Source organism: Vibrio sp. 10N.222.52.C3, assembly GCF_041474195.1.
Taxonomy (GTDB): domain Bacteria; phylum Pseudomonadota; class Gammaproteobacteria; order Enterobacterales; family Vibrionaceae; genus Vibrio; species Vibrio crassostreae_C.
In genome coordinates this window covers 1-21,336 of sequence record NZ_JBFRTQ010000066.1, presented here as the reverse complement: position 1 = coordinate 21,336, position 21,336 = coordinate 1, and the positions used below count along the sequence as shown (strand labels likewise).

The 21,336-nt window shown below is 40.8% G+C and carries 15 protein-coding genes, 1 tRNA gene and 1 pseudogene; 7 read left to right on the top strand and 10 right to left on the bottom strand.

What is annotated here, in order from left to right:
- Positions 1–161: 161 nt before the first annotated feature.
- From AB4517_RS11195 to AB4517_RS11170, 6 genes are all read right to left on the bottom strand, one after another.
- Positions 162–1,544, bottom strand: a complete 1,383-nt coding sequence (locus AB4517_RS11195; protein ID WP_372148357.1) for a restriction endonuclease subunit S — start codon at positions 1,542–1,544, stop codon at positions 162–164.
- On the bottom strand, positions 1,534–3,180 hold the full coding sequence (locus AB4517_RS11190) for an N-6 DNA methylase (RefSeq protein WP_372148356.1): 1,647 nt from the start codon (positions 3,178–3,180) through the stop codon (positions 1,534–1,536). The genes AB4517_RS11195 and AB4517_RS11190 overlap by 11 nt, the downstream gene beginning before the upstream one ends.
- 325 nt (positions 3,181–3,505) lie before the next feature.
- Positions 3,506–4,351, bottom strand: a complete 846-nt coding sequence (locus tag AB4517_RS11185; protein ID WP_372148355.1) for a hypothetical protein — start codon at positions 4,349–4,351, stop codon at positions 3,506–3,508.
- Positions 4,348–5,646 (bottom strand): hypothetical protein, encoded by a 1,299-nt coding sequence (locus AB4517_RS11180; RefSeq protein ID WP_372148354.1) that lies wholly within the window; start codon positions 5,644–5,646, stop codon positions 4,348–4,350. Before AB4517_RS11180 ends, AB4517_RS11185 begins: the two co-directional genes overlap by 4 nt.
- The gene (locus tag AB4517_RS11175; RefSeq protein WP_136974917.1) at positions 5,646–6,284 is read right to left on the bottom strand and encodes a hypothetical protein; all 639 of its coding nucleotides are present in this window, start codon (positions 6,282–6,284) and stop codon (positions 5,646–5,648) included. The genes AB4517_RS11180 and AB4517_RS11175 overlap by 1 nt, the downstream gene beginning before the upstream one ends.
- A complete protein-coding gene (locus AB4517_RS11170; protein ID WP_372148360.1) occupies positions 6,281–9,940 on the bottom strand; it encodes an ATP-binding protein in 3,660 nt (1,219 codons plus the stop codon). The genes AB4517_RS11175 and AB4517_RS11170 overlap by 4 nt, the downstream gene beginning before the upstream one ends.
- 220 nt (positions 9,941–10,160) lie before the next feature.
- On the opposite strand from AB4517_RS11170, the gene AB4517_RS11165 reads away from it, so the two are divergent.
- Positions 10,161–11,015: a WYL domain-containing protein gene (locus AB4517_RS11165; protein WP_102427821.1), complete on the top strand. Its 855-nt coding sequence runs from the start codon at positions 10,161–10,163 to the stop codon at positions 11,013–11,015.
- A gap of 201 nt (positions 11,016–11,216) precedes the next feature.
- Here the strand turns inward: AB4517_RS11165 and AB4517_RS11160 are convergent, their stop codons facing one another.
- On the bottom strand, positions 11,217–11,447 hold the full coding sequence (locus tag AB4517_RS11160; RefSeq protein ID WP_102393890.1) for a helix-turn-helix transcriptional regulator: 231 nt from the start codon (positions 11,445–11,447) through the stop codon (positions 11,217–11,219).
- A 100-nt stretch (positions 11,448–11,547) separates the two neighbouring features.
- Here AB4517_RS11160 and AB4517_RS11155 point away from each other — a divergent pair, with 100 nt between their 5' ends.
- Genes AB4517_RS11155 through AB4517_RS11145 form a run of 3 tightly spaced genes read left to right on the top strand, consistent with a single transcriptional unit; the run spans position 11,548 to position 13,297 of the window.
- Positions 11,548–11,784 carry a hypothetical protein gene (locus tag AB4517_RS11155; protein WP_102321027.1) on the top strand — a complete coding sequence of 79 codons (237 nt, stop codon included), beginning with the start codon at positions 11,548–11,550 and terminating at the stop codon, positions 11,782–11,784.
- The gene (locus AB4517_RS11150) at positions 11,777–12,988 is read left to right on the top strand and encodes an Arm DNA-binding domain-containing protein (protein ID WP_372148353.1); all 1,212 of its coding nucleotides are present in this window, start codon (positions 11,777–11,779) and stop codon (positions 12,986–12,988) included. The genes AB4517_RS11155 and AB4517_RS11150 overlap by 8 nt, the downstream gene beginning before the upstream one ends.
- Complete coding sequence (locus AB4517_RS11145) at positions 12,989–13,297, top strand: hypothetical protein (RefSeq protein WP_372148352.1); 309 nt, start codon at positions 12,989–12,991, stop codon at positions 13,295–13,297.
- Between the two features lie 557 nt (positions 13,298–13,854).
- Here the strand turns inward: AB4517_RS11145 and AB4517_RS11140 are convergent.
- Positions 13,855–13,930, bottom strand: a tRNA-Val gene (locus AB4517_RS11140).
- A 332-nt stretch (positions 13,931–14,262) separates the two neighbouring features.
- On the opposite strand from AB4517_RS11140, the gene AB4517_RS11135 reads away from it, so the two are divergent.
- The 3 genes from AB4517_RS11135 to AB4517_RS11125 are packed head-to-tail and all read left to right on the top strand — an operon-like array spanning position 14,263 to position 20,600.
- On the top strand, positions 14,263–14,838 hold the full coding sequence (locus AB4517_RS11135) for a hypothetical protein (RefSeq protein WP_372148351.1): 576 nt from the start codon (positions 14,263–14,265) through the stop codon (positions 14,836–14,838).
- A gap of 2 nt (positions 14,839–14,840) precedes the next feature.
- Complete coding sequence (locus tag AB4517_RS11130) at positions 14,841–17,306, top strand: hypothetical protein (RefSeq protein WP_139151599.1); 2,466 nt, start codon at positions 14,841–14,843, stop codon at positions 17,304–17,306.
- A 9-nt stretch (positions 17,307–17,315) separates the two neighbouring features.
- Positions 17,316–20,600, top strand: coding sequence for a tyrosine-type recombinase/integrase (locus AB4517_RS11125; RefSeq protein ID WP_372148350.1), 3,285 nt, complete (start codon positions 17,316–17,318; stop codon positions 20,598–20,600).
- Between the two features lie 6 nt (positions 20,601–20,606).
- Here AB4517_RS11125 and AB4517_RS11120 read toward each other — a convergent pair whose 3' ends face one another.
- Entirely contained in the window at positions 20,607–20,783 is a 177-nt protein-coding gene (locus AB4517_RS11120) for an AlpA family transcriptional regulator (protein WP_017071512.1), read from the bottom strand.
- Between the two features lie 129 nt (positions 20,784–20,912).
- A pseudogene (locus AB4517_RS11115) lies at positions 20,913–21,336 on the bottom strand (TIGR02584 family CRISPR-associated protein); the annotation flags it as partial.

The following is a 21,336-nucleotide window of genomic DNA, read 5'->3' as shown; positions in this document are numbered from 1 at the left end:
GGTTCCACCTACGCTTTGCTTTGTTCTATTTCGGATTCATCTAATTCCCACCTTCGTTATCTCAGAACCGAGGCGCGAGGTATCTGAGATCTCGCTTTTCACCACCGTCAAAAACGAGATTCCTGATAAGTTCGTTCCTCACTTTCTGGAATGACGAAAGGTTACTCTGCTAGTGCTTTAGCTTGTTCTACTTGCACGTTTTCTAAGTCGATTTCGCCGGAAAGCAATTTAGGAAGCAAGGTGTCTCGTAGATTAGCAAGGGCTTTACTTTGCTTGATATTAGCTCGATGCTTTCGATACAAAGGCTCGATAAGTTTGGTGAAATTCTTATGTACATCATTAGAAGGGTTCACTAGTTTGATACCATTTAATGACTTAATGGTAATAGCCTGCTGTGTGCTCCCTATCTTAATGTTTTCGATGGCACACTTTCCAACAGCACTCTTAAACCACTCCATCAAAAAGTAAGGTATTTCTTCGCCTTTGTAATCTTTAACCCAAGTTAAGTTCCCATCCTTGAAATAGAATTTATCATCTGAATCAACGAGGTATGTATTTCCTATTGTCCCTACAGAAGTAATAAGAATATCGCCTTCCTTAGGTGCACCAGCCTTGTCTTTTAGTTCTTGATAACGCTCTTCTGAAATATAAATTTCAGGTGTGACACTGTTGCCTTTTGACAGTTCAGTAATCTCTTTGCCTCTGTAAAACGGTACGCCTTCTTCAAGGTATTCTTTTGCAAACACACGTTTAGATGAAGCTATATCAACAAGATTTTCTAGCTTCGATGCTTCCCAACCTTCAGGAATTAAACCTAGCTCAGACTCAACTAGCTTTTCTGGGAAAAGCGAGGCAACTTCTTTTGAAAGAAAAGGCGCATCCATCCCTTTTGGCTGTTCGCCATTCATCTTGGCTTTAACCGGATCAAAATCGACAAACCATGACTTGAAAATGGCTTGCGCCATTTGCTCTAAGGTTTGGTTGATTTGGTTGTTGAGAGTGATTTTGGAATTTAGTGCACCGAGATGCCCTATTATTTCTTTCTGTATCTCAATACTTGGTAGCTCGATTTGAATACTCTTCAAATAAGCTAGGTTAATTTTGGGAACCCCTGTACTTTCAGAGTCTTTGATTAACTTTAGAATGGTCTTCTTCGAGGATACGCAAAAGTAAACATACTCAGGAATGGCTTTAGTTGGGTCAACACGTAATCTCATCTGATTGGACGAAAGCAAATACCGGTCAAATTTATGCTCACTAGTTATCAAACCCGTCTGACCAAGTGTTCCCTTCTTCGTAAAAACAATATCCCCTGCTTTGCATTCACTTCGAGACAATTTGTCAAACGTACTATCAGATACATAAACAAAACCATCATCTTTAAATTCTCCGAGTCCAACCGACAAATTGCTTCCTCTCACTACAGGAATTCCTACGTCTTGATAACAAGATGCAGGAAGGTTAGAGCCAAAGGGACCGTCTACAGCACCGTCTCGACCTAGAGCTATATCACCTAATGTAGTAGCTACCCACTCACTCCCCATAACCTAACACCTCTAAGTTCTGGCGAATCGATTTATCCAACTCTTGAGATTGATTCATTTGGCTGTATAGGGTTTGTGAAAGCTCGCTCATCTTGGTTTCAAACGGAATGCCATCATCTTCCATGTCAGCTGCGCCTACATAGCGCCCTGGAGTCAGTACAAAATCATTAGCCTTGATATCAGCAATGGTTGCGGATTTGCTAAAACCTGCTTTGTCTTGGTACTTATCTACTTTGCCATCACCACGTTCAATACGCGCTTTTAGTTCTGCTTCATCGCAGCGCCATGCATGGTATGTATCAGCAATTAGCGCGATATCGTCTTTAGTCAGTTCTTTATTGGTGCGGCTAATCATGGTGCCCATTTCACGGGCATCAATGAACAGCGTCTCTTTTTGGCGGTTACGGAAACCTTTAGTGGTGTTCTCGGTTTTGTCTTTAGTGATAAACCAAATACACACTGGGATTTGCGTCGTGAAGAACAGTTGCCCCGGCAGAGCAATCATACATTCAACACGGTCATTCTCGATTAGCTGCTGTCGGATCTCACCTTCGCCGGACGTGTTTGAACTCATAGACCCATTCGCCAAAACAAAGCCTGCCGTGCCTGTTTCACTTAACTTAGACAGCATGTGCAAAATCCAACCGTAGTTGGCATTGCCTGTTGGCGGTGTACGATAACCAGCAAAGCGCGCATCATCGGTTAGCTCGGCCTCATTACGCCAACCTTTAAGGTTAAACGGTGGGTTAGCCATGATGTAATCAGCTTTTAAGTCTTTATGCTGGTCAGCAAAAAAGGTATCGGCTGCACGTTCACCTAAGTTGCCAGATAAACCGCGAATGGCTAAGTTCATCTTCGCCAGTTTATAAGTGGTCGAGGTCAACTCTTGACCATAAATAGCAATATCTTTGGTGCGCCCTTCGTGCTCTTTAATGAATTTTAAAGACTGAACAAACATACCGCCCGAGCCACAAGCCGGATCGTAGATCTTACCTTGGAAGGGTTCTAGCATTTCAGCCAATAGCGTTACCACTGACTTAGGCGTATAGAACTCGCCACCACCTTTGCCTTCGGTTGCTGCAAACTTACCTAGGAAGTATTCATAAACACGACCGACTAAATCTTCTTCGCTCATGTCGCATTCGTTCGCCAGCGTGTCGATGTTTTCAATGCTGTCGATAAGTGACGCCAGCTTTTTCACTTCCAAACCTTGGCGCGAGAAGTAGTTGTCTGGCAGGGCGTCTTTTAAGCTAGGGTTGTTTTTTTCGATAGTCGATAAAGCGGTATCGATGATGATAGCGATATCATCTTGCTTAGCGCGCGCTTTAACAAATGACCAACGCGCATCTTCTGGTAAAAAGAAGATGTTGTCTTGTTGGTAGAACTCTTTCATCTCAACAAAAGCGTCTTGCCCGTCGTCTATCATCTTCTGACGGCGTGCTTCAAACTTGTCGCTGATGAACTTTAAGAACACAAGGCTTAATACCACGTGTTTGTATTCAGATGACTCAACACTGCCACGCAGCTGATTAGCGGTATCCCAAAGGGTCTCTTCAAAGCCTTTGGTCGCTTTCTTAGCTTTTGATACGGGCTTAGCTTTTGAGGCGGGTTTCTTGTTAGCGGGTGCTTTTGCCATGTTGTTAATTACTCGAATAATGTAGGACTCTGCTTTCAAGCGCAGACTATTGAGGGCGATTATATATGAAATTGAATGAGTTGAATTGATAAAGCTCCGATTTTAGGCGCTTTTTACGTACCTTAAGATAAGGAAATATCCAAATGATCGAGCATTTTAAAAAAGCCACAAAATTCGTTTAATCTTTATAAATAATTCAGTGGCTAGATTAGTATTACCTAACTGCCTTGTAGGCACTCTGCATGAGCTTTACAACATTTGATTTATTACCCCAAGGTAAACATACCTATCTCCGCACTTACAGGGGAGCTCGACATTTACGTGACTAAATTTGATGTAACCTTACGGCTATTTGATTTGCCATGATTGACTCTTGGGTTATCCCTTTTTCCAGTTCAGACATTATGGACTCTAACTTAGGGGGGATAATTTTTGAGACTCGATTCCAGTCTTGGTATTGGTCCGCAAATAGCTCTGAGCGGCCATGTTCTTTGAGAGTATCTGTTGATAAATTAGGTAGCAGCATATAAGTCGCTCCCGATGATAAAGCTAAAGAGATACCTTTAGGATCGGTATCAAACCAAGCTATAAGCTCTACGCCTGGAAAAGCCAACGCAATTTCTTTTGATATTACTCCCGTGTCCTTATCTCCTCGGTAAACAATAAGAGGATTAGATCCTATGTCGGTTTGTACTAATCTAAACTTAGAAAATGCTTCATAGTTTTCAACAATCACAACTTGGCTGTGCTCAATGCTCGTCAAATGACTTAGAGCTACCTCAATGTTCATGCCCTCTTGTAAGTCATATGATTTACCATTTATGTTCGTGGACAAAATCCCATAAACTTTAATGACCTTGTCTTTGACAGGGCTTGAGCTTAACTTCTCGTTAGGAAAGAACTGAGCCATATCCGTTCGAGAATTAGGGATGGGATCAGTTAAAAGATCAAAACCAGATTGATCTTTAATCACCTTCCTAATTTGACGTATATCTCTAGGCGTCAGCTGCAAATATTCTCCTCTGGCGCTCCCAACACTAAAGTCGCGATGAAAAGTATCAAACACGCCACTCAGCGCTACACTGGCACCTTCATTAACCTTCGCAGGAGAGAAGAGTTGCTTTAACCGATTTAAATCACTACCCGTTATATCATCAATAATTCTACTCACAGTTTCCTCGCTATAGACACATCTTCTAAGTGAAGGTTGCCGTAACCTATATTGCTACCTTTTGCTAAATAGGTATAAGACCCGATAGGCTCAACGGTAAAGCCTTTGCTATCTTCGGGAAGCATTGAACTATGGAAATTAAGCACGCTAAATAGCCACACGTCTTTAGCGCAAGTGAGCTGTTCAAGATCTTCCGGCAAATCATTATTAATTTGCTCGTAATACTCCAAAGCGGAAATGCTGGTTTTTCCTTTGCCAACAAAGGCTTCAGCAAAAAAGGTATCGCAATGAGAATCAATGTCCGCTTCAATCAGCTCTTGTATTTCAACATCAAGAGTCAATTCTCGGCGCTCAGCTTCTTCAACAACCGGAAGCTCTTCTTGTTCGGCGGGCTGTGCCGTAATTTTTTCAACAATATCGGCCAATTCCGGCTCTTGGTCCATATCATCAGGATTTGGGTGATGTGCAAATTGTATCGGCTCTGAAAGCCAAAACATCGGTATACCATCGTGCTTTGCTACCTCATCAGGCAAAATCAAATCGTCACTTGGTGTCCAGTGTGGCTCCTGATCAATAAACCGATCAAAGGCATTGATCAGGTCCTTATCGCGTTCGCGGTTACGATACTTCAGCATCAAAGCTCGGAGTTGAATTAGGATAGATCCTAGCTCTTGTTGGCAACTACGAATCGCACTGTGCATTTCAGCACAAAACAAGGTGTTGAGCTCGGAGTTATCTCCAGCCATTTCACTCAACAACTTAAAAGAGAAAGCTTTCATGCCACTAACAAGCTTTTCAGCTTGCTCTATAGCAACTTGGTTCTCTTTTTGTTTTTGAGCGAGCGTATGGCCATAGCCAAAGTCATAACTGATACGGTTTCTTAGACGACGACAAGACTCTTGCAAGTCCATTGTGATTTCATAAACGACACCTTCAAGGCTATTAAACCTATCCGCCTCTTGTTCTCTTTTGCCATTTAATTTAGCTTCCAGGTATTCTTGCGCTAAGCTCTGAATTTCTGGAATGCGCTCAGCATGTTGAGTCCCAAGAAATGAACTCGCTTCCGTTTCAAGGAAGTAGTTCATCAATGCTTCCATCTTAGGGTGCACGCGGTAGCCGCGGCTTGTCACGATAACAACACGGGCTTCTTTTAATTTACGTAGGTCATTGGCGTTTTCATGAGTTTCACGTATCGTGCCATTTTCAAAAACATGCGTTAGTGTGTCCTTTGCTTGGCTGATTAAGCGAAGCATGTGGTTAACACCACCATGTTTCCCATTGTTTTGAGGGCTCATCAAAAGTCGAACTCCCCTTGGTTCTCGTTTGCTTTGTTAACTGTCTCAACGATCTTTTCATGCGTATCGATGAAATCGAGCACCTCGTAGACAAAGTCTAATTTTCCCGTCATCACATAGAGTTGGCGCTCTTTGTTTACTAAATGAGCCACCCCTTCTTTAACCAGAAATTCGACAACTACATTGAGTTTATCCGCTGCACTGTCACGCACTTTTTTTCGACTCACTTTTGGAAGTCGATAAATACTATCGAGTTTCTCCATCAAGCTAGGAGACGATTGGATTTGCGCACTCAGCATAGGCACATTTAACTCATCACCACCAACCATCACTGCTTCAACTTGAGCAGCCTCACTGACTGTCGCTACGAACTTAACCACAGGTCGAATGATACCGTGTACATTACTCATCAACGCGGTCACCTGACGACGATTGTGGTCGTCGATACTTTTATAGGTAACATAATAGGCGCTGGTTCTGCTCGTACATTGGAGCTCGCGCCCCATAAGAGTCAACGCTTGATTGATTTCTCGGCGTGTACGATCCTCTTTAAGCGTCTTGTAAGCTTCACGATCCGTTGCTGGGCAGATAAAGCTACCACTAAGTAGAGATTCTAAGACTTGTGATACTGGCTTCATGCTTCTACTCCTGTGCTAGTTTCAGCGGCTTTAGCTAACGCAAGTTTGCTTACTTTAGGTTTGTTGAAAATGTTCTTGTAAGGCGTTAAGTGATACAGATACTTAAATAAGTTGGCCGTACGATTATTGCCATCGGGTTGAGCCGCGATAACATTGAAGTTATGTGCCCCCATCATTTTGAGCAGTTTGGCTTGGTTTTCTGCCGTCAGCTTACCAATCTCATCGGTTGGGTAAGTTATTGATAGTCGACTTGCTCCACGTTGTTGTGTCAGAAGTGCTAAATACAACATGGATTGAATGAGCAAGTTCGTACCATTACTGGCCAAATCACGCATATCTTTATCTGTTTTGGCCGTTTTACGCTGGTTGTTCTCGATGACTTCAAATTTGATATCAAACAGCTCAGTAGGCTTTTTAACTTTCTCGGCACTAATATGGTATGTCAGTGTACTTAAAGCGTTGAAAAACTCTTTGGTTGGTAGCTCAGCAGATCCCGTTTTATCCCACTCTTCGTAAATCTCAGAGAAGTTAATAATATCTTGCCAACCTTGTAGTTTGGAAAGTGAACTTTCAACGTTAATGTCAATAGAACCAACCACCGAGAACGTGTTATTGAGCTTTACTTGTTCAGAGATATTACGACCAAGTTTCTTAATGTCACGGTCGAAGCCGAGTAGCCGATGCTTGAAGTCAACGAGCATACGCCCCATGTTGACCGCGCTTTCAATTGTTATGCTGGTCACCTGAGGAATAATGTCATTCATGATGATTTCTAGAATATCTATTCGCTTAGAGTCACTAGCAACAATATCCTCTGTAATGGCGTTTCGGCTGCTTTCATTCCAGAAACGATACAGCTCCCCGTCACCAAGGTTGAGAGTGATAGTTTCCATCTGTTGTATATCTTTTTTACGTAGCTTAGTAAGCCTCTCTAACTCCGGGAGTTTGCTCTCTACATAGCTCAAGAGTGAATTTAAATCGCCGTTATAATCGAGCGCTTCTTGGCTGCCTTCTTCGCCCTCAAACATCACATAGTTAGTTAGGCGAGAGATTGCACTGTCAGCTCGCTGTTTGTGGTTTCTCAAGATAGAGAGCTTCTCATCAAACTCTTTTTTGGTTCGATGAGCTTTGGCTCTCAACTCTTTCAGTTTAGTTTCAAAAGATTCAAACTCTTGATGCACCGTTTCAAGTTCTTTGACCTTATTATTTCGATCGTCACGTCTCTTAGGATCATCCACTTCATAAACAGCAAGCCATATCTCGTATTCTTTGATTTTATGAGACTTCACTTTTAAGTTTTTGATCTCATTATCAAGCAATTCAATTTCTTCTTTGTAGCGTTGATAGATTTCACCGCTAATACCTTGATCACTCAACCGCTGTTCATACTCCGTTTTGATGCGCTGTTTGTTCTCGCCCAACGTCAGAGTACTTTTTTCCAGTAGTTCATCTATAGCTCCGATCGTGAGATCAAGTGATGATTCAACATTGCTAATTTGAGTAAGCCTGTCGTTGTTTAGCTCTAATTTTGCTTCTTCAAAACGTTCAAGCGTTACTGAGATTTCCCTATCAATCAGGGCTATAGCTTTCTCAATCGATTTGATGTTTATATTAATTTTTTCGACTAAGCCCTCTTTTGCACGGGCAATCTCTATTTTCTTGTTTTTAAGGTTAACCTTAGTTTGTGATAGGTCACCCTCAGCGTTTCGCAGTTCATTGCGTAATCGTGATAACTCAAGCGTTGACTGCTTAACAGCAAAATCATTTTTCAAAATTTGCTTATTGAAATCAGCCTCTGCGTCTTCAAGCTCAACGATACGGTCCATCAAGTGAGCCTGCTCTTCCACATCAGCTTTGTTGGTGACACTACAATCTGCTAGGTTGCTCGTATCGATATATAAATCGTACATTGAACCTGAATCTTCAGTCATTGATGGTGTGAGTGTCGTGTCCATCAAAAGCTCATCGGTGAGAACACGACCAAGTGGAGAGCTTTGCCACCCCTGTCGATTAGCCTCCAGGAACGAGAACAAGGTTCCTGAATCTGGGTCTAATCGGTTACTGACTACTTTTAGCCTGGTTTCGGCATCGCGCATATTTCGACGAGTGGCCTCTAATCTTTCGAGTAGCTTTTCACGTTTAGTTTGTAAGTTGACTCCTTCCTTCTCACTCAAAGTTGTCGTGTGTTTTAACGTGTCTACTTGTTCTTGTAATCTGTCCTTCTCAGACTCCAACTGCTCTCTCTGCTCAATGAGAAACTCATCAATATCTGGGTTCTTTAGTCGCTGCTTTTGAGTAGCGAGTTCAGCCCTATGCTCCATAAGAGCCTGAGATTTATCCGCTGTAAAAATCGTATGGGTTTGGGTCAGTTCCTTTAACTGTGGCTGATATACATCGTCTATCTTGTCTTTTTTAACCTTGCACTCTTTCTCGGCATCAAGTTTTTGCTCTGTTAGGTCAGACTTTTCTTTATTGAACTTACTAACAAGGTTTTGTTTGTCTTTCTCATACTTTGCTTTCGCATCATTTACCTTAGTTTCAAGATCGGCGTAACTTTGTCTTTGTTGTGCCACCCTGTCTTCCATTTCTGGCAATTGCTTTAGCTTAACGGACAGTTCTGGATAACCACTATTTTCGTATGTTATAAGCTTGCTGTGATGTACTTCGATCTCAGAGTTAATACTTGTGATAGAGCGTTGAAGAGCGCTCTTTTGAACCTCTTTATCAAGCTTATCTTGATTAATTTCGCCAATCTGCTTGTCACTGTTTTCAAGAAAATCTGAGCGCTCGATTTCGGTTTTCTTAAGAGATTCATCAAGGCTTTCAGAGGCTTCACGAATGATTGTTAAGGCATTGGCGAGCTGAGTGGTTAGATAGGCAATCTGCTTATTGTTCGCAATAGCTTCAATGAACGCTTCTTTTTTGGCTAGGAACGCTGTTAGGCCGTTGTAGTCATCACACCATTGTTCAATTCTGTTTGCATCCACACCAAACTCTAATGTGCTATTTCCTTGCTCGAGGATATCCAGGAAAAGCGCCTTTGTGTCGGCCATATTGAATTCACCTTGAATCAACGCCGCTGTGATTTTTTCAATGTGACGGACATCATGACGACCAGAGCACAAAGAGTAGCTCAGGAACTGATTGCTCAAATTCCCTGCATTAATATTTTGGATAATTTCGCGGTACTCTTTGACGCTAGTAATACGCGACTCGTATTCTAAGCCGTTAGCGTTCAGCTCCCCGGCCAGCTTTGTACAACCGATAGCGTAAGGCTTGTCTTCGCTGTCTTGTTTAATGATCACTGACTGCTCAAACTGACCTTTAACGAAAAGGTACACAATGCCACCTTTAGTACTAAGGTTTCGATAACAAATGACATGAGCAACTTGACCACGAGCAGTAATGTACTCGAAAACAATATAACTGTTGTTGTGTGGTAAATACCATTCTGCAAAGGGCTTATTGACATTCGACTTCCTGACGATCTGTGTCCCAGTCGCTCCATAAAAGAACGGAATGAGCCTTAACAGTGATGTTTTACCTTCTCCGTTACCGCCAGTGATCTGAGTGGGAGCGTCAAAAGAATACTCAGAAAACATCTTGTTTTTCTGATAAGAATTTATTGCGATAACTTTGGTCAATCCGGCATACATCATCGTATCTATCTCGAGTTATGTTGTTTTTCTTGATTGAAAATCAACCAGTTTGAATTTGTGGCACTAAATCAGGTTACAGCTTTCAATACCATCGACTCTCTCACAGTAAAGATTCCTGATTTGTCCTGCCCCTATCAATTTCCACAATAAATATATGTACTTTTTTGCTACATGTATATACTGTATACATCAACATGTAGTATTTATGAGCACGAACATGAGTCAAGCAGATATCAAATGGGACCAACAAGTACGATTTCGACTAATTGAGATCATTGCTCTTTGGGAGGGTCGACTGACGACAAATCACCTATGTGATGCTTTTCACATAGGGAGACAACAAGCTTCTAGGGATATCAACAAGTACATTAGCTTAACTGACCAAGGTCAATTGATACTGGATAGAACAATTAAAGGCTATAGGCCAGCAGACAACTTTAAGCCTTTATTTACTCAAGGCACTGCTCATGAGTATCTACTTATGCTTCATCAGCAATATAACCAAGAAGAGACCTTCGAGTTCTTTAATTGGGGGGAAGCTCAGTCGACCGTATTGAACGTTCCTGAAAGGGCTATATCACCAAGCATTGTTCGAGGATTAATTGCGGCAGCAAGGGCTAACCTTCGCGTCGATATTGACTATGTATCGCTCTCTACACCTGAGGTTCGAGGTCGAATTATTGCGCCTCACAGCTTAGTCTATGATGGGATCAGGTGGCATGTAAGAGCATATTGTGAAGAGAAAAATGAATTTCGAGATTTCGTGTTAAGTCGCTTTAGGAACGAACCTGACTTAATGGATAAGTCACCAAAAATGCGAGAACATGATGACAACTGGAACCATCAAGTTAAGTTAACGATTACACCTAACCCTTACTTGTCTGAGCAACAACAAGTTGTTGTTGCTGACGACTACGCTATGAAAAACAAGAAGATGGAAATAGTAACTCGTGGAGCTTTAGTCAATTATTACTTGCGACGTATGAGCGTCATACAAGACCAAAAGCTGCTAAAAGAACAACCAGAAGCCTACCAATTGACAGCTTACTTTGACGTAAGTCTACCTAGATAAATCAAGGTTCGTTCGAGACAGCCCGATAAGATTGGTGATGTTCTAGATGGAACATTACCTGTCTACTCGAAACTAGGGCTGACTGTATTTATGGTGTAAAGATCCATGAATATACGCTCCTTGCTGAATGCTTTAAAACAGCAGCCTACATCTATTGTAAAGTGACGACTAAAAACACCCTACATTTCACTCGATAAGTTTTTAGCTAATATTCCTTTTCTGATACCAAATAACCTCTGACACATCACAATCAAAGTACTGACACAAGGCATCAAGAGTTTTTGTGGTTGTAGTGTACCCTTCATCTCGGATCATTTTCGCCATGGCCGAACGCTGAATACCTATTTCGGCAGCAATTTGAGCTCCAGAGATCTTCCGTCCCTCTTCCGCTGATTTTTTATCTATAAGTTCCTTTAAGTTATATCTAATCACACATCAATTCCTAAAAGATATAATAATGTGTCTTGATAAAACACAAAAGTATGGTTAAGCTGATTTTGTGTCTTGTTAAAACACAAACAATGGAGGTCAAATGGACCAATTATTACTTACAGCAAAAGAGCTTGCAGGTCGTATCAAATTTAGCGCCAACTATATCAATTCGACTCTGCGAGATTCAATTTTCATCGAAGGTAAACACTACATTCGACCATTCAATGGTAGAAAAATTCTCTACATTTGGGAAGAGGTAGAGGCAGAATTATACCAATCTGCATCACGTAACCTTCAGTATATTCCAATGGCTGGCGGGAGGGTGTGTCATGGGTAGTATCAATTCACGTAGCGGTAAGCTCTATCTCGACTTCCGATATGAAGGTATGCGTTGCCGTGAGCAAACTGCACTGCCTGCAACTCAAGTAAACCAACGCAAGCTACAGAAACTGCTAAATCAAATTGAAGCGGACATTCGCCTGAGTTGTTTTGTATATAGTGAGTACTTCCCTGAGTCTAAGAAAGCTCAAACATTTTTGAAACAAGACATCCAAGCTCAAAAACGCAAACAGGAATTACTTGGTAATTACAAAACGGCAGTACAAGGGCTACAAGGAATTGAAACTGTCTTGTTCGAAAGCTTCGCACAGGAGTGGTACGACGAAAACAAAGTGCGTTGGAAAGAAAGCTATAAGGACAGTATGAAGATCTACTTATGGTCGTACCTTGTACCTCACTTCGGGCGTTTAGACGTCGCGAAGATCTCTCGACCTGACATCTTAAAGTACCGTGCTTCTTTAGTGAAACCGCGTAACAACGGCAAAAAATTATCTGCCGAGTTCATTAATCATGTCATGACACCACTGCGCATGATTTTGAGCGAAGCCGGAGATCGCTATGATTTTCGTTCGACGTTTGAAAACATCAAACCACTACGTGTTGAACGCACTAATGTAAACCCGTTTGATTTTAACGAAGTGAACTTGTTTTTATCATCGGTACGTTCCGATTTTAAAGATTACTTCACCGTTCGTTTCTTCACCGGAATGCGCACCTCAGAGATCGATGGTCTGAAATGGAAGTACGTAGATTTTGAGCGTGGTTTAATTTCAGTTCGAGAAACGTTTGTACACGGCCGTTCAGACACAACGAAAACGGTGGGTTCAACAAGAGACATTCAAATGTCATCTGTTGTACTTAAAGCTATAAAATCCCAATACAAAGTGACTGGTACTAAGGAGTATGTGTTCTGCAATGCAGCTGGAAACCCTTTAGATAAAGGTAACGTCAGAGACCGAATCTGGAAGCCGACACTTAAAAACTTGGGAATGGAATATCGCCGCCCTTATGAGACTCGACATACGGCTGCAACATTATGGTTAGCAGCCGGAGAAGCACCTGAGTGGATAGCTCGCCAAATGGGCCATACCACTACAAAAATGCTGTTCACAGTTTACAGCCGATATATACCAAACCTAACCAGGCAAGACGGCAGTGCTTTTGAAAAGTTATTAGATGCTAATTTAAATGGAGGAAAGTAAATGGCTTATTCACCTCTAACTATTCACTGCACCAGTTTGTGCTGTGACATTCTTCAGGCTCAGCGTTTTCAGAAAATCTCTCATCAAGATATTGATTGGCTATACGATGAAATTTACGAACTTATCAAGCAACGTACTGAACTGTGGCCAGATAAATTCCATCATGAACATGTCTTTATTGATTCAGTCACGCGCGGTGTACTAAAAGCACTACATCTATGTAAAGACAAACCAAATAATCGAGATGCCAGTTGGCTGTTGATTGCAATGCAATCACGGATCAGTTTTTCTTTGAAGCAATTGCATTAATGAGAGCTACTCAAAAAAGAGCCAAATGAACCCATGTTTATTTGGCTCTTTTCTATTTCCCATTTTTGAACATTTCTATACTCTGCTTGAATCTACCCTCACCTACAACTGGCGCCTAGTTCACCTTGAAATAACTCATCAGCCATCACCCGTTAACAAGAACACTATAATTTGTTGCACACCCACTTCACTGGCCGCACAAAGTTAACGTTGATAACTTGAGCCTAAGTTCTATAGTAGTTTTGCATTAACCGTAGTGCTGGACCCTTCAAACCGCACCAGACTCAGATTAACGAGAGCACTCTTTTTAAAAATGTGCTGATGACGATTTCTTAAATGTTCTGTTACTCCCAATTGTAGATGCCTAGAAGGTTGTCACAGCATGGTCACCACGCGGTCACAAATCGAGTTTGAGAGATATGAGTCACTTAGCTCATCCAATAATTATTCAACGGGGAGGCAGACAAGAATGATGCTATTTAAGGTACTTTCCAGAAACTCAGACACAAAAAAGCCCACGCTAGGTGGGCTTTCTGCTTGTTCATAAAGAACGAATTTGGTGCCGCTACTGGACTCGAACCAGTGACACCTTGCATGTCATGCAAGTACTCTAACCAACTGAGCTAAGCGGGCGATGTTCTAATTTCTTATTACTACCATTGTGACAAACTCAATAGTTATGCAATAAAAACTAAAGAAGGAATGGTGCGTCCGAGTGAACTCGAATCACCGACCCCCGCCATGTCAAGACAGTAGCTGTGTAAATATAAAATCTACATGAACATCCTAAATTCATGCTGTCCACCGAAAAAACAGACACTTAAACTAGAATACTTAAAATCAATGACTTAAGTTTTGTTGTGACGAAATGTTTTATGTATGAATTTGGGCACACTCTTGTCACATCCATATACTACAATTAGTTAGGTTTACAAATTTCAATTTGCGACTACGAGATCTAACATTTGAGCGATTTTATATCTAGACTTGAGAAATACGACGCTACCCTGCTCTGCAACGTAGAGCTCTCTCACGTTAATCTTTGTGACATATCTATCGACCCTGATCTCGCAGAAATCATCGCGGAGTCAAATCCCGTTTCAGCCTTAAAGTCAAAGTCGATTGCATCAAAAAGTACCCAGGCTATGAGCAACCTAGTCGCTTTGCAATCTCCAATTTGGGTCTATAAAAAACGAAATCATTACTATCTCGTATCGGGTCTTTTCACTCACTTTCTACTTATAAATACGATTAATTCCGAACAGTCACTCACTAGAAAAACACCCGTTATCTTGCTCACTAAAAAGCCTCAAAACGACATTAAACGGCTCATATTTTTGTCCGATTTAACCACCCAATTATTAAAAAAGCTGTTTATCACAAAAGAAAAAACTGTGAAATTTTTCTTAGAAAACTGGTTCCCTAATGATGAGGAAAAAGGTAGCTATCTAACAAACAAAGAGTGGCAAGTAATTTTTCCAGAGCTAAAAACTAAGAAAGAACTAGCCGCCATATTGAATACCTCAAATCGAGATTTATGACCATGAGAGAGTTCATTTCTAGGCAAAATTTATTAGATGAACAATTGAATTTGAGCGATGATGAATTCGAAAGATTGTATGATTTTCTCACTTTAATTGAGTGCCCTATTTCATTCAGAGCGCTCAACGAAGTACTAAGTAACCTACTCGAAATAGCACAACAATATCCACACTTTTTCGAAACCGTTTTTCTCATTTCAAAAAACGATTTAGTAAGTTTTATTAAGGCAATTGCTGATTCAAAAATCTCTAGCAAGGACGACTTTTCAAACCATCACTTTGAACGAGGTTGGTGCCAAACCCACGTCATTTTTGCTTTGCTTGCACAATACAAAATGTTCTTTTCAACTTCTAATCGTGCTGTTTTTACTCTCACCTTTCTATCGCACTTCTTTGAACATATGGAAACGATTTTCAAGATTGAAAGAGAAGAGGAAGTGACTAGTGCTTTTCGTAATCTAAACCGAAATAAAACATTTAATTTACCCGACTTCACTGGGGTAACGACCAATGAAATTGCTGACCGATTCGACACCTTGCGTAAAACCAATACATACGAAGGATCGATTAACAACCAACTAAGGCAACTCTGCAACTTCTTCAGTCTAAATTGGAAAAATAGGACTAAAAAGAAATCGTCAACACGTGCGGTATTGAGACAGCGATTCAACAACAAACAACTCGAGCGTGTTATAGGTGCTAGCAACGATACCTATACAAGTATCGCAAATACTCGAATTGACAGCACTAAATCAGGTATTGAACAAACCGAAGCCTTTCCTTCGATGAGCTTCGTAAAGAAAGAGTCCACAATAGACAGAAAACCGGAACATGAAATTCCAGCAATTAAGCAGATCAATGAGAACTCATCCCGTCAAACACAAATAACAAACATCTCCAAAAGTATTCAGCGCGCCCACAATTCAACTTCTCTTGATAAAACCATACTGCAGATTCACGACCTCTCTTTTCTACTTTTTCAACTAAATAAGAAAAAGAACTATCGTAAACTTATCGGAGTTGTTGAGACGAATGTGATCTGTAAGTTGCTTACTGCTTCACTTTACCTATCGAGACCGATAGCAGATGTTTGCTCTTTAAAGATTCTCGATAAACACTCTGAAGATGGTGAGGGCTTTGTGCGGATTGATAACACTTGGCACTTTAAGGCTGCATTTGTTGATAGTCTCACAGTCGCCGAATACTCTAGCTCAAGTGAGTTAATAAAAATCAGTGACTATTCACTCACACAAGTACCCGAGTTTCTAGTTTCTATATTGGATTTCAATCAACGAAATGCAGGTCCGTTGTTTAATAAAATATCTAAAAGCAGGTATGGTGAGAGCTGTGCAACATTCTTGAAGAACCTATCAGAAACGCACGCCGTCAGAATCAGTCTTAAATCAATTCAATACTTCAGTCTTAACTTTAACGAAGCCAACCAATTAATCGACTCTGTTATTTTCGATTTCGCTTTCAATCATACCACCTACAAAACACGAGCTAGTCGCCACTATACTCAATATTCATTTATGGAAATGAGCTCAAGTATCTTTTATTTCTGGCAAGCTATCGTTGATAGAGTAACCTCTTTAGGGTTTATCCCCAGTATTAAAGTAGGAAATTTGAAACTCATTGATTATCTAATTACTTGTGAATGCAGTGTTGTTGGTTCTAGGTTTTTACCTTCTAAAGCGTTCTTTCAAAAGCGTTACGCATCTCTTCAAAGAAAGCTGGCTGGGTATAACCAGCTCGAAATACAGTCTTCGTATGACAAATTAATCCAATATCATAATGATTACGTGTTTTACGTAAGCTCAATGCTGTTAGCAATGACAGGTTACCGCGCTGTTTATAACCCTCTCCCTTCTTTAAATTTAAGGTTGAGTCGTTATAAAATGCTAATGATCAGCGATAAAGATGACGTAGACTTCACCCACGCACGCATTATTCCACTCGCTGAAAATCTGGATAAACAGATCAAGCATTATCAAAACCACCTCAAACAGCTAACTAACATTCTTCATGTACTACAACCTGAAATAGCATTCCACGCCAAGAAGCAAACAGAAGAGTTGACTCAGTCATTATCAATTAAGCAGTCTGAAGCAACAAACTGGTTCTCAGAGATTAAAAACTCAAAAATATACCCCGGTGTACTTTTCTATTTCATGGAAAACCGCCACGGTATACATATGAGGAACGTACACCCAGCTTGGTTAAGTGAACAAGAAAATACAGACTACCCTCTCAATGCAACTCGACACTACTTGAGAACCTTTTTAACAAAGAGCAACCTGCCACCAGAATCGATAGCCTTCACTATGGGACATTGGTCCACTGGTGAAGCTCCTCTTGGACGTTATTCAACCTTCGACTTCAACGAAGCATGCAGGGCCGTCAGTCCAATAATCCAAGGTATGGCCAATGATCTGAATTTAACTCCAATTCGCTCGCTGTTGGCCTAAGGAGCCTGTATGCCACCTTCAATAGACCTTAAAAGATTAATTGCAGAGGCTTCAGTAGTATTTAAACAAGATATTGAGAATATATTTGTCCTCGATACAGAAAAGGCAGCAAAAAAGTTAATAGAGAAACTACACGCCCTAATCACTAAATTACTTGTGGTCACTTATGATAAAGAAGCAAAATCTGACGCCATCACAATAAAATCACTCAATGTGCTCCAGTCAAAACTCGATTCGAATATAGATGTCCAATCCCTGCAGCGGAAAATTTTACAACTCTATTTGGTGTTGTTAGAGCGAGAGTTCCAGGTTACTTCTCCCCCTTTAGGCTCATTTACTGAAATTCGTAGGGATAAGCCTATAGTTACGCCAGGAAATATTTTCAAAGCCTCGTTAGCTGACAAACTCTATTCTCAACTTGAAGCAGAGATCAAGAAACCCACATTATCATTGTCTTCAGAACAGTCATTAGGGAGGCTTGCTTTATGGCTATTTTTAAAAGAAGGATGTGTCAATACAAAGGATATATCAGCTCTAATCACCAACAACCAAGACCTATATCGAACTGAACAACTAAGTTATTTTTCTGGAAAGCAACAATATTTTCTGTCACCAGTCGCTGAAGCCCTTCTAGTTTTACACCGAATTTCATTCATAAATATGAAACATTACAATCAGTCTAGGCTATTGATTAAAAAGGCAATATTGCATCAACATGAGTACCACCTCACAGCTCCTACTCTTGTTCCTGAGTTGGCTTCACGACGAAGCTTAGCAGAGTTAACATCATCAAAAATCATGTGTTGTATCAATGATTACTGTCATCATACTGCAGCTATACCTAAACAATATTCTTTGAATCTTTCTGATATTCGCCAATGTCATCGAATCGAAACGGTGCTAACTCAGAGTCCTATCGATTTTAGGATCCAATCTAGCCTACTACAATCGACACCGTTAACTCGTTCAACAATGAAACGCGTATTCCTCGATAAGATTGATGTCTTCAGAAAACCACCAGCGAGATTAACAAACCAGGCCGCAACGGTTAGACAAAGCACCGCATGGAAAAAGAACCATACCTCTTACAATAATATTACTGAGCTAAGTAGCGATGAGTTAGTGCGCATATTGCATGGCTTCTTGGACCTATTGAAGACATCGAAAAACACTAGAAAGGAACAAGCCCATCAAGGGCGGCTAATCAGGAGGGGGCTTTTTGAATGGCTTGAAGCCGAAAATAACGCTAGTAAATATCCAGTAGTTTGGGTTCTAGTCAGTTGGATGTATCAATTGCTTTATCGGGGTGACATAGGGAAGAAAGTACTCACTTTTAGTACCATTCGCGATTATGTGAGAACCTTCGCAATCCCATTCATAGCAGAATTCAATTACTGTAACCTATTCACAATGGATGCTCTAGAGTGGGCAGAAAAGTTGAATATCGTTGCGGAGGGAATCAACTCAACTAAAAGGAAATCTTTCGTCCTCTACTTTGCTGATTTTGTCGTGAGTTCTCAAATTGTGCCCGAACTATGCTTCTCTGATTTAGATATAACAACATCTAAATCAAATGTCAGTGCTAACTTAATCACAATGCACGAAGCCGATGCTGTAACATCATTTCTCAACAAAGATAGTTTAGAAGCTGAACTTGCTCTTGTTGTATTTTTACTTGGATTTTACGGCGGCTTGCGTAGAGGCGAAATTGGAGGGCTACAACTTAATGACTTTCATTTTAACGACCACGGCTACCTTCAAGTACATATCAGACTCAATAAGTATCGATCCTTAAAAACTGGAAACAGTGCTCGCAACTTACCACTAGATTGCTTGATGCCCATTCACTGGCAAAAGAAGCTCATATCATTTATCGACAAATCTAAACTTAGCTCTCAAAAGACAAATGCTTTAATTTTTCAGGATCCTAAAAGACTAAAAAACGCATTTACATTACTTACTGTCGTCTTAAAAGAGATCACCCAAGACGATAAACTTAGGTTTCATCACCTACGGCACAGCTTTGCAAATTGGAATTGGTTATTAATCAATTTCAATCGCTACCCTACTAATAACCTCCCTCTGCCATTGCAGCACAATTTCTTCTCGGCAGATAGGCAAAACCAGCTATTTCATCGCTTGGGTATATGCACTAATACAAGGAAAAAGGCATTTGTACTATCACGTTTACTTGGACATGGCACCATTGAAACGACATTCAGCTCTTATATACACCTAGCCGCCCTTCATATTTACTTATTAAATAGGAGGCGAAATGAGTCTCCCCTTCACTTATTGCAGTATAGTATTGATTACACAGTAAAACTCGATAACAAGAGTATGAGGCCAATCCGAAATGGCAAACCGCTGGCTCTTTATCACGACGCATTGCCAATGACTATGGTTGGAAAATCCAAGCCCGACCTTGAACGATCTCTTGAGCTACTTATTAACAAAGAAGAGAGAAAACCTTCGTCGAACAGTGTTCCCATTGCTGACGTTTTTAAATGCATTTCCCTATTAAGTTATGGTTACTCTATAAAACAAGCCGCAGAATTAACAAAGATATCTGCACAGCTCATAACTCGGATTGCACTTAGGCTGGAATCACATGGCGAGATTTACACGAGAAGATCCAAAAACACCCTTCCTGAGTTTTGCGGCATAAACAGGCTAAATCAATATCAAATAGATCAACTCAACTTTTTTATGCAGCAATTTGATAAATCGTTGCAATCAGAGGCGCTACGTAATGCCAAGATCAACCTATCCCAAGTAACCAAAGCGCTTCACCATTGTGTAGGGGCTAAAGGACACTTAGTTCGAACGCATGATATAAAGACCGTCGCATTCTTACTCAAAACCATGAAAGTGATTGGCATTAAGGATGAGCACGTAAGAATTAAATGGCATTTTTCTCATAAACTAGCGTCCGATGAAATAACGATTGATAAAGTCATTTCTCATTACCGATATTGGGAACAGTTAGTACAAAGCCGAGTTGGCTTTAATGCCACAACTATTGAAGCAGTTATCCCACATAGATATGATCGGTTATCTCAAAAAATGACAGCAATTGGTGTCGATATACACCGTTCGGATGAAGCTAAGTTTCTTGGCTATCATGAAAAAGGAAACATTAGCATCCACCTGCTTCAGACCAAAAAAGAGAACCGTGATTCACTCACAAGAGAATTTAGGAAACTGGTGCCGATGAGCCCACAGCGAAGCAGGTCATACATTACCTTTCTTCAATTACTGGATGTTTATTTGGATGTGTTCCCTTTCGACTAGCTGCAATCATCGCTGCTTTACACACTCTTTCATCCACTCTTCTACATCACTGTCGACCCAAGCAACGGCCCTCTCCCCTATAGGTACGGGCTTAGGAAATGAGCCCTCACTCATCTTTCGATAAATAGAAGACCTACTTAAAGCGGTCTTTGTCATGACTTCCTTTATTTTCAGAAATCTCATTGATGTACCTTATTTATGCTTACTCACAAAGAAGATACACCATGCCATCAAAGATCCTATTATCACACCTGCGTTAACGCACTAATGTTAAATGGATCCAAGGTTTTCAGACCAAACATTTGTTTAGCGTCAGACAACCAGCCCATCTACCTCAATAGTAATACCACTATTGACACTATAACTCGCACCGGCTTTGGCACCATCAGAGTGCACTTTGATTTTTTCCACGATATCTGGAACTAAACGCCTTTCTAACGTTTTATGGAATGCACTTAATGACTGACGTACGAAGTCTTTCGTCAATTTAGGTGTCAATTCAAAATCATTCTGACGCCACTGCCCCTCATCTTCTAAACCCATGCTTTTGTACAAACGCACGTCGGCTTTCATTGAGTCTAATACTTTTAAATATTCACGCGTTTGGTCAACGTCTTCTTCAAATATTCGCCCCAACGTTTCCGTCCTCATGGCTTTTTTGACGAAGAATAAGTAAATAGCTAGCGCTTTAGCTGTAAGTTTTACAGGTACACCAGCCACATCTAATGTCTTATCC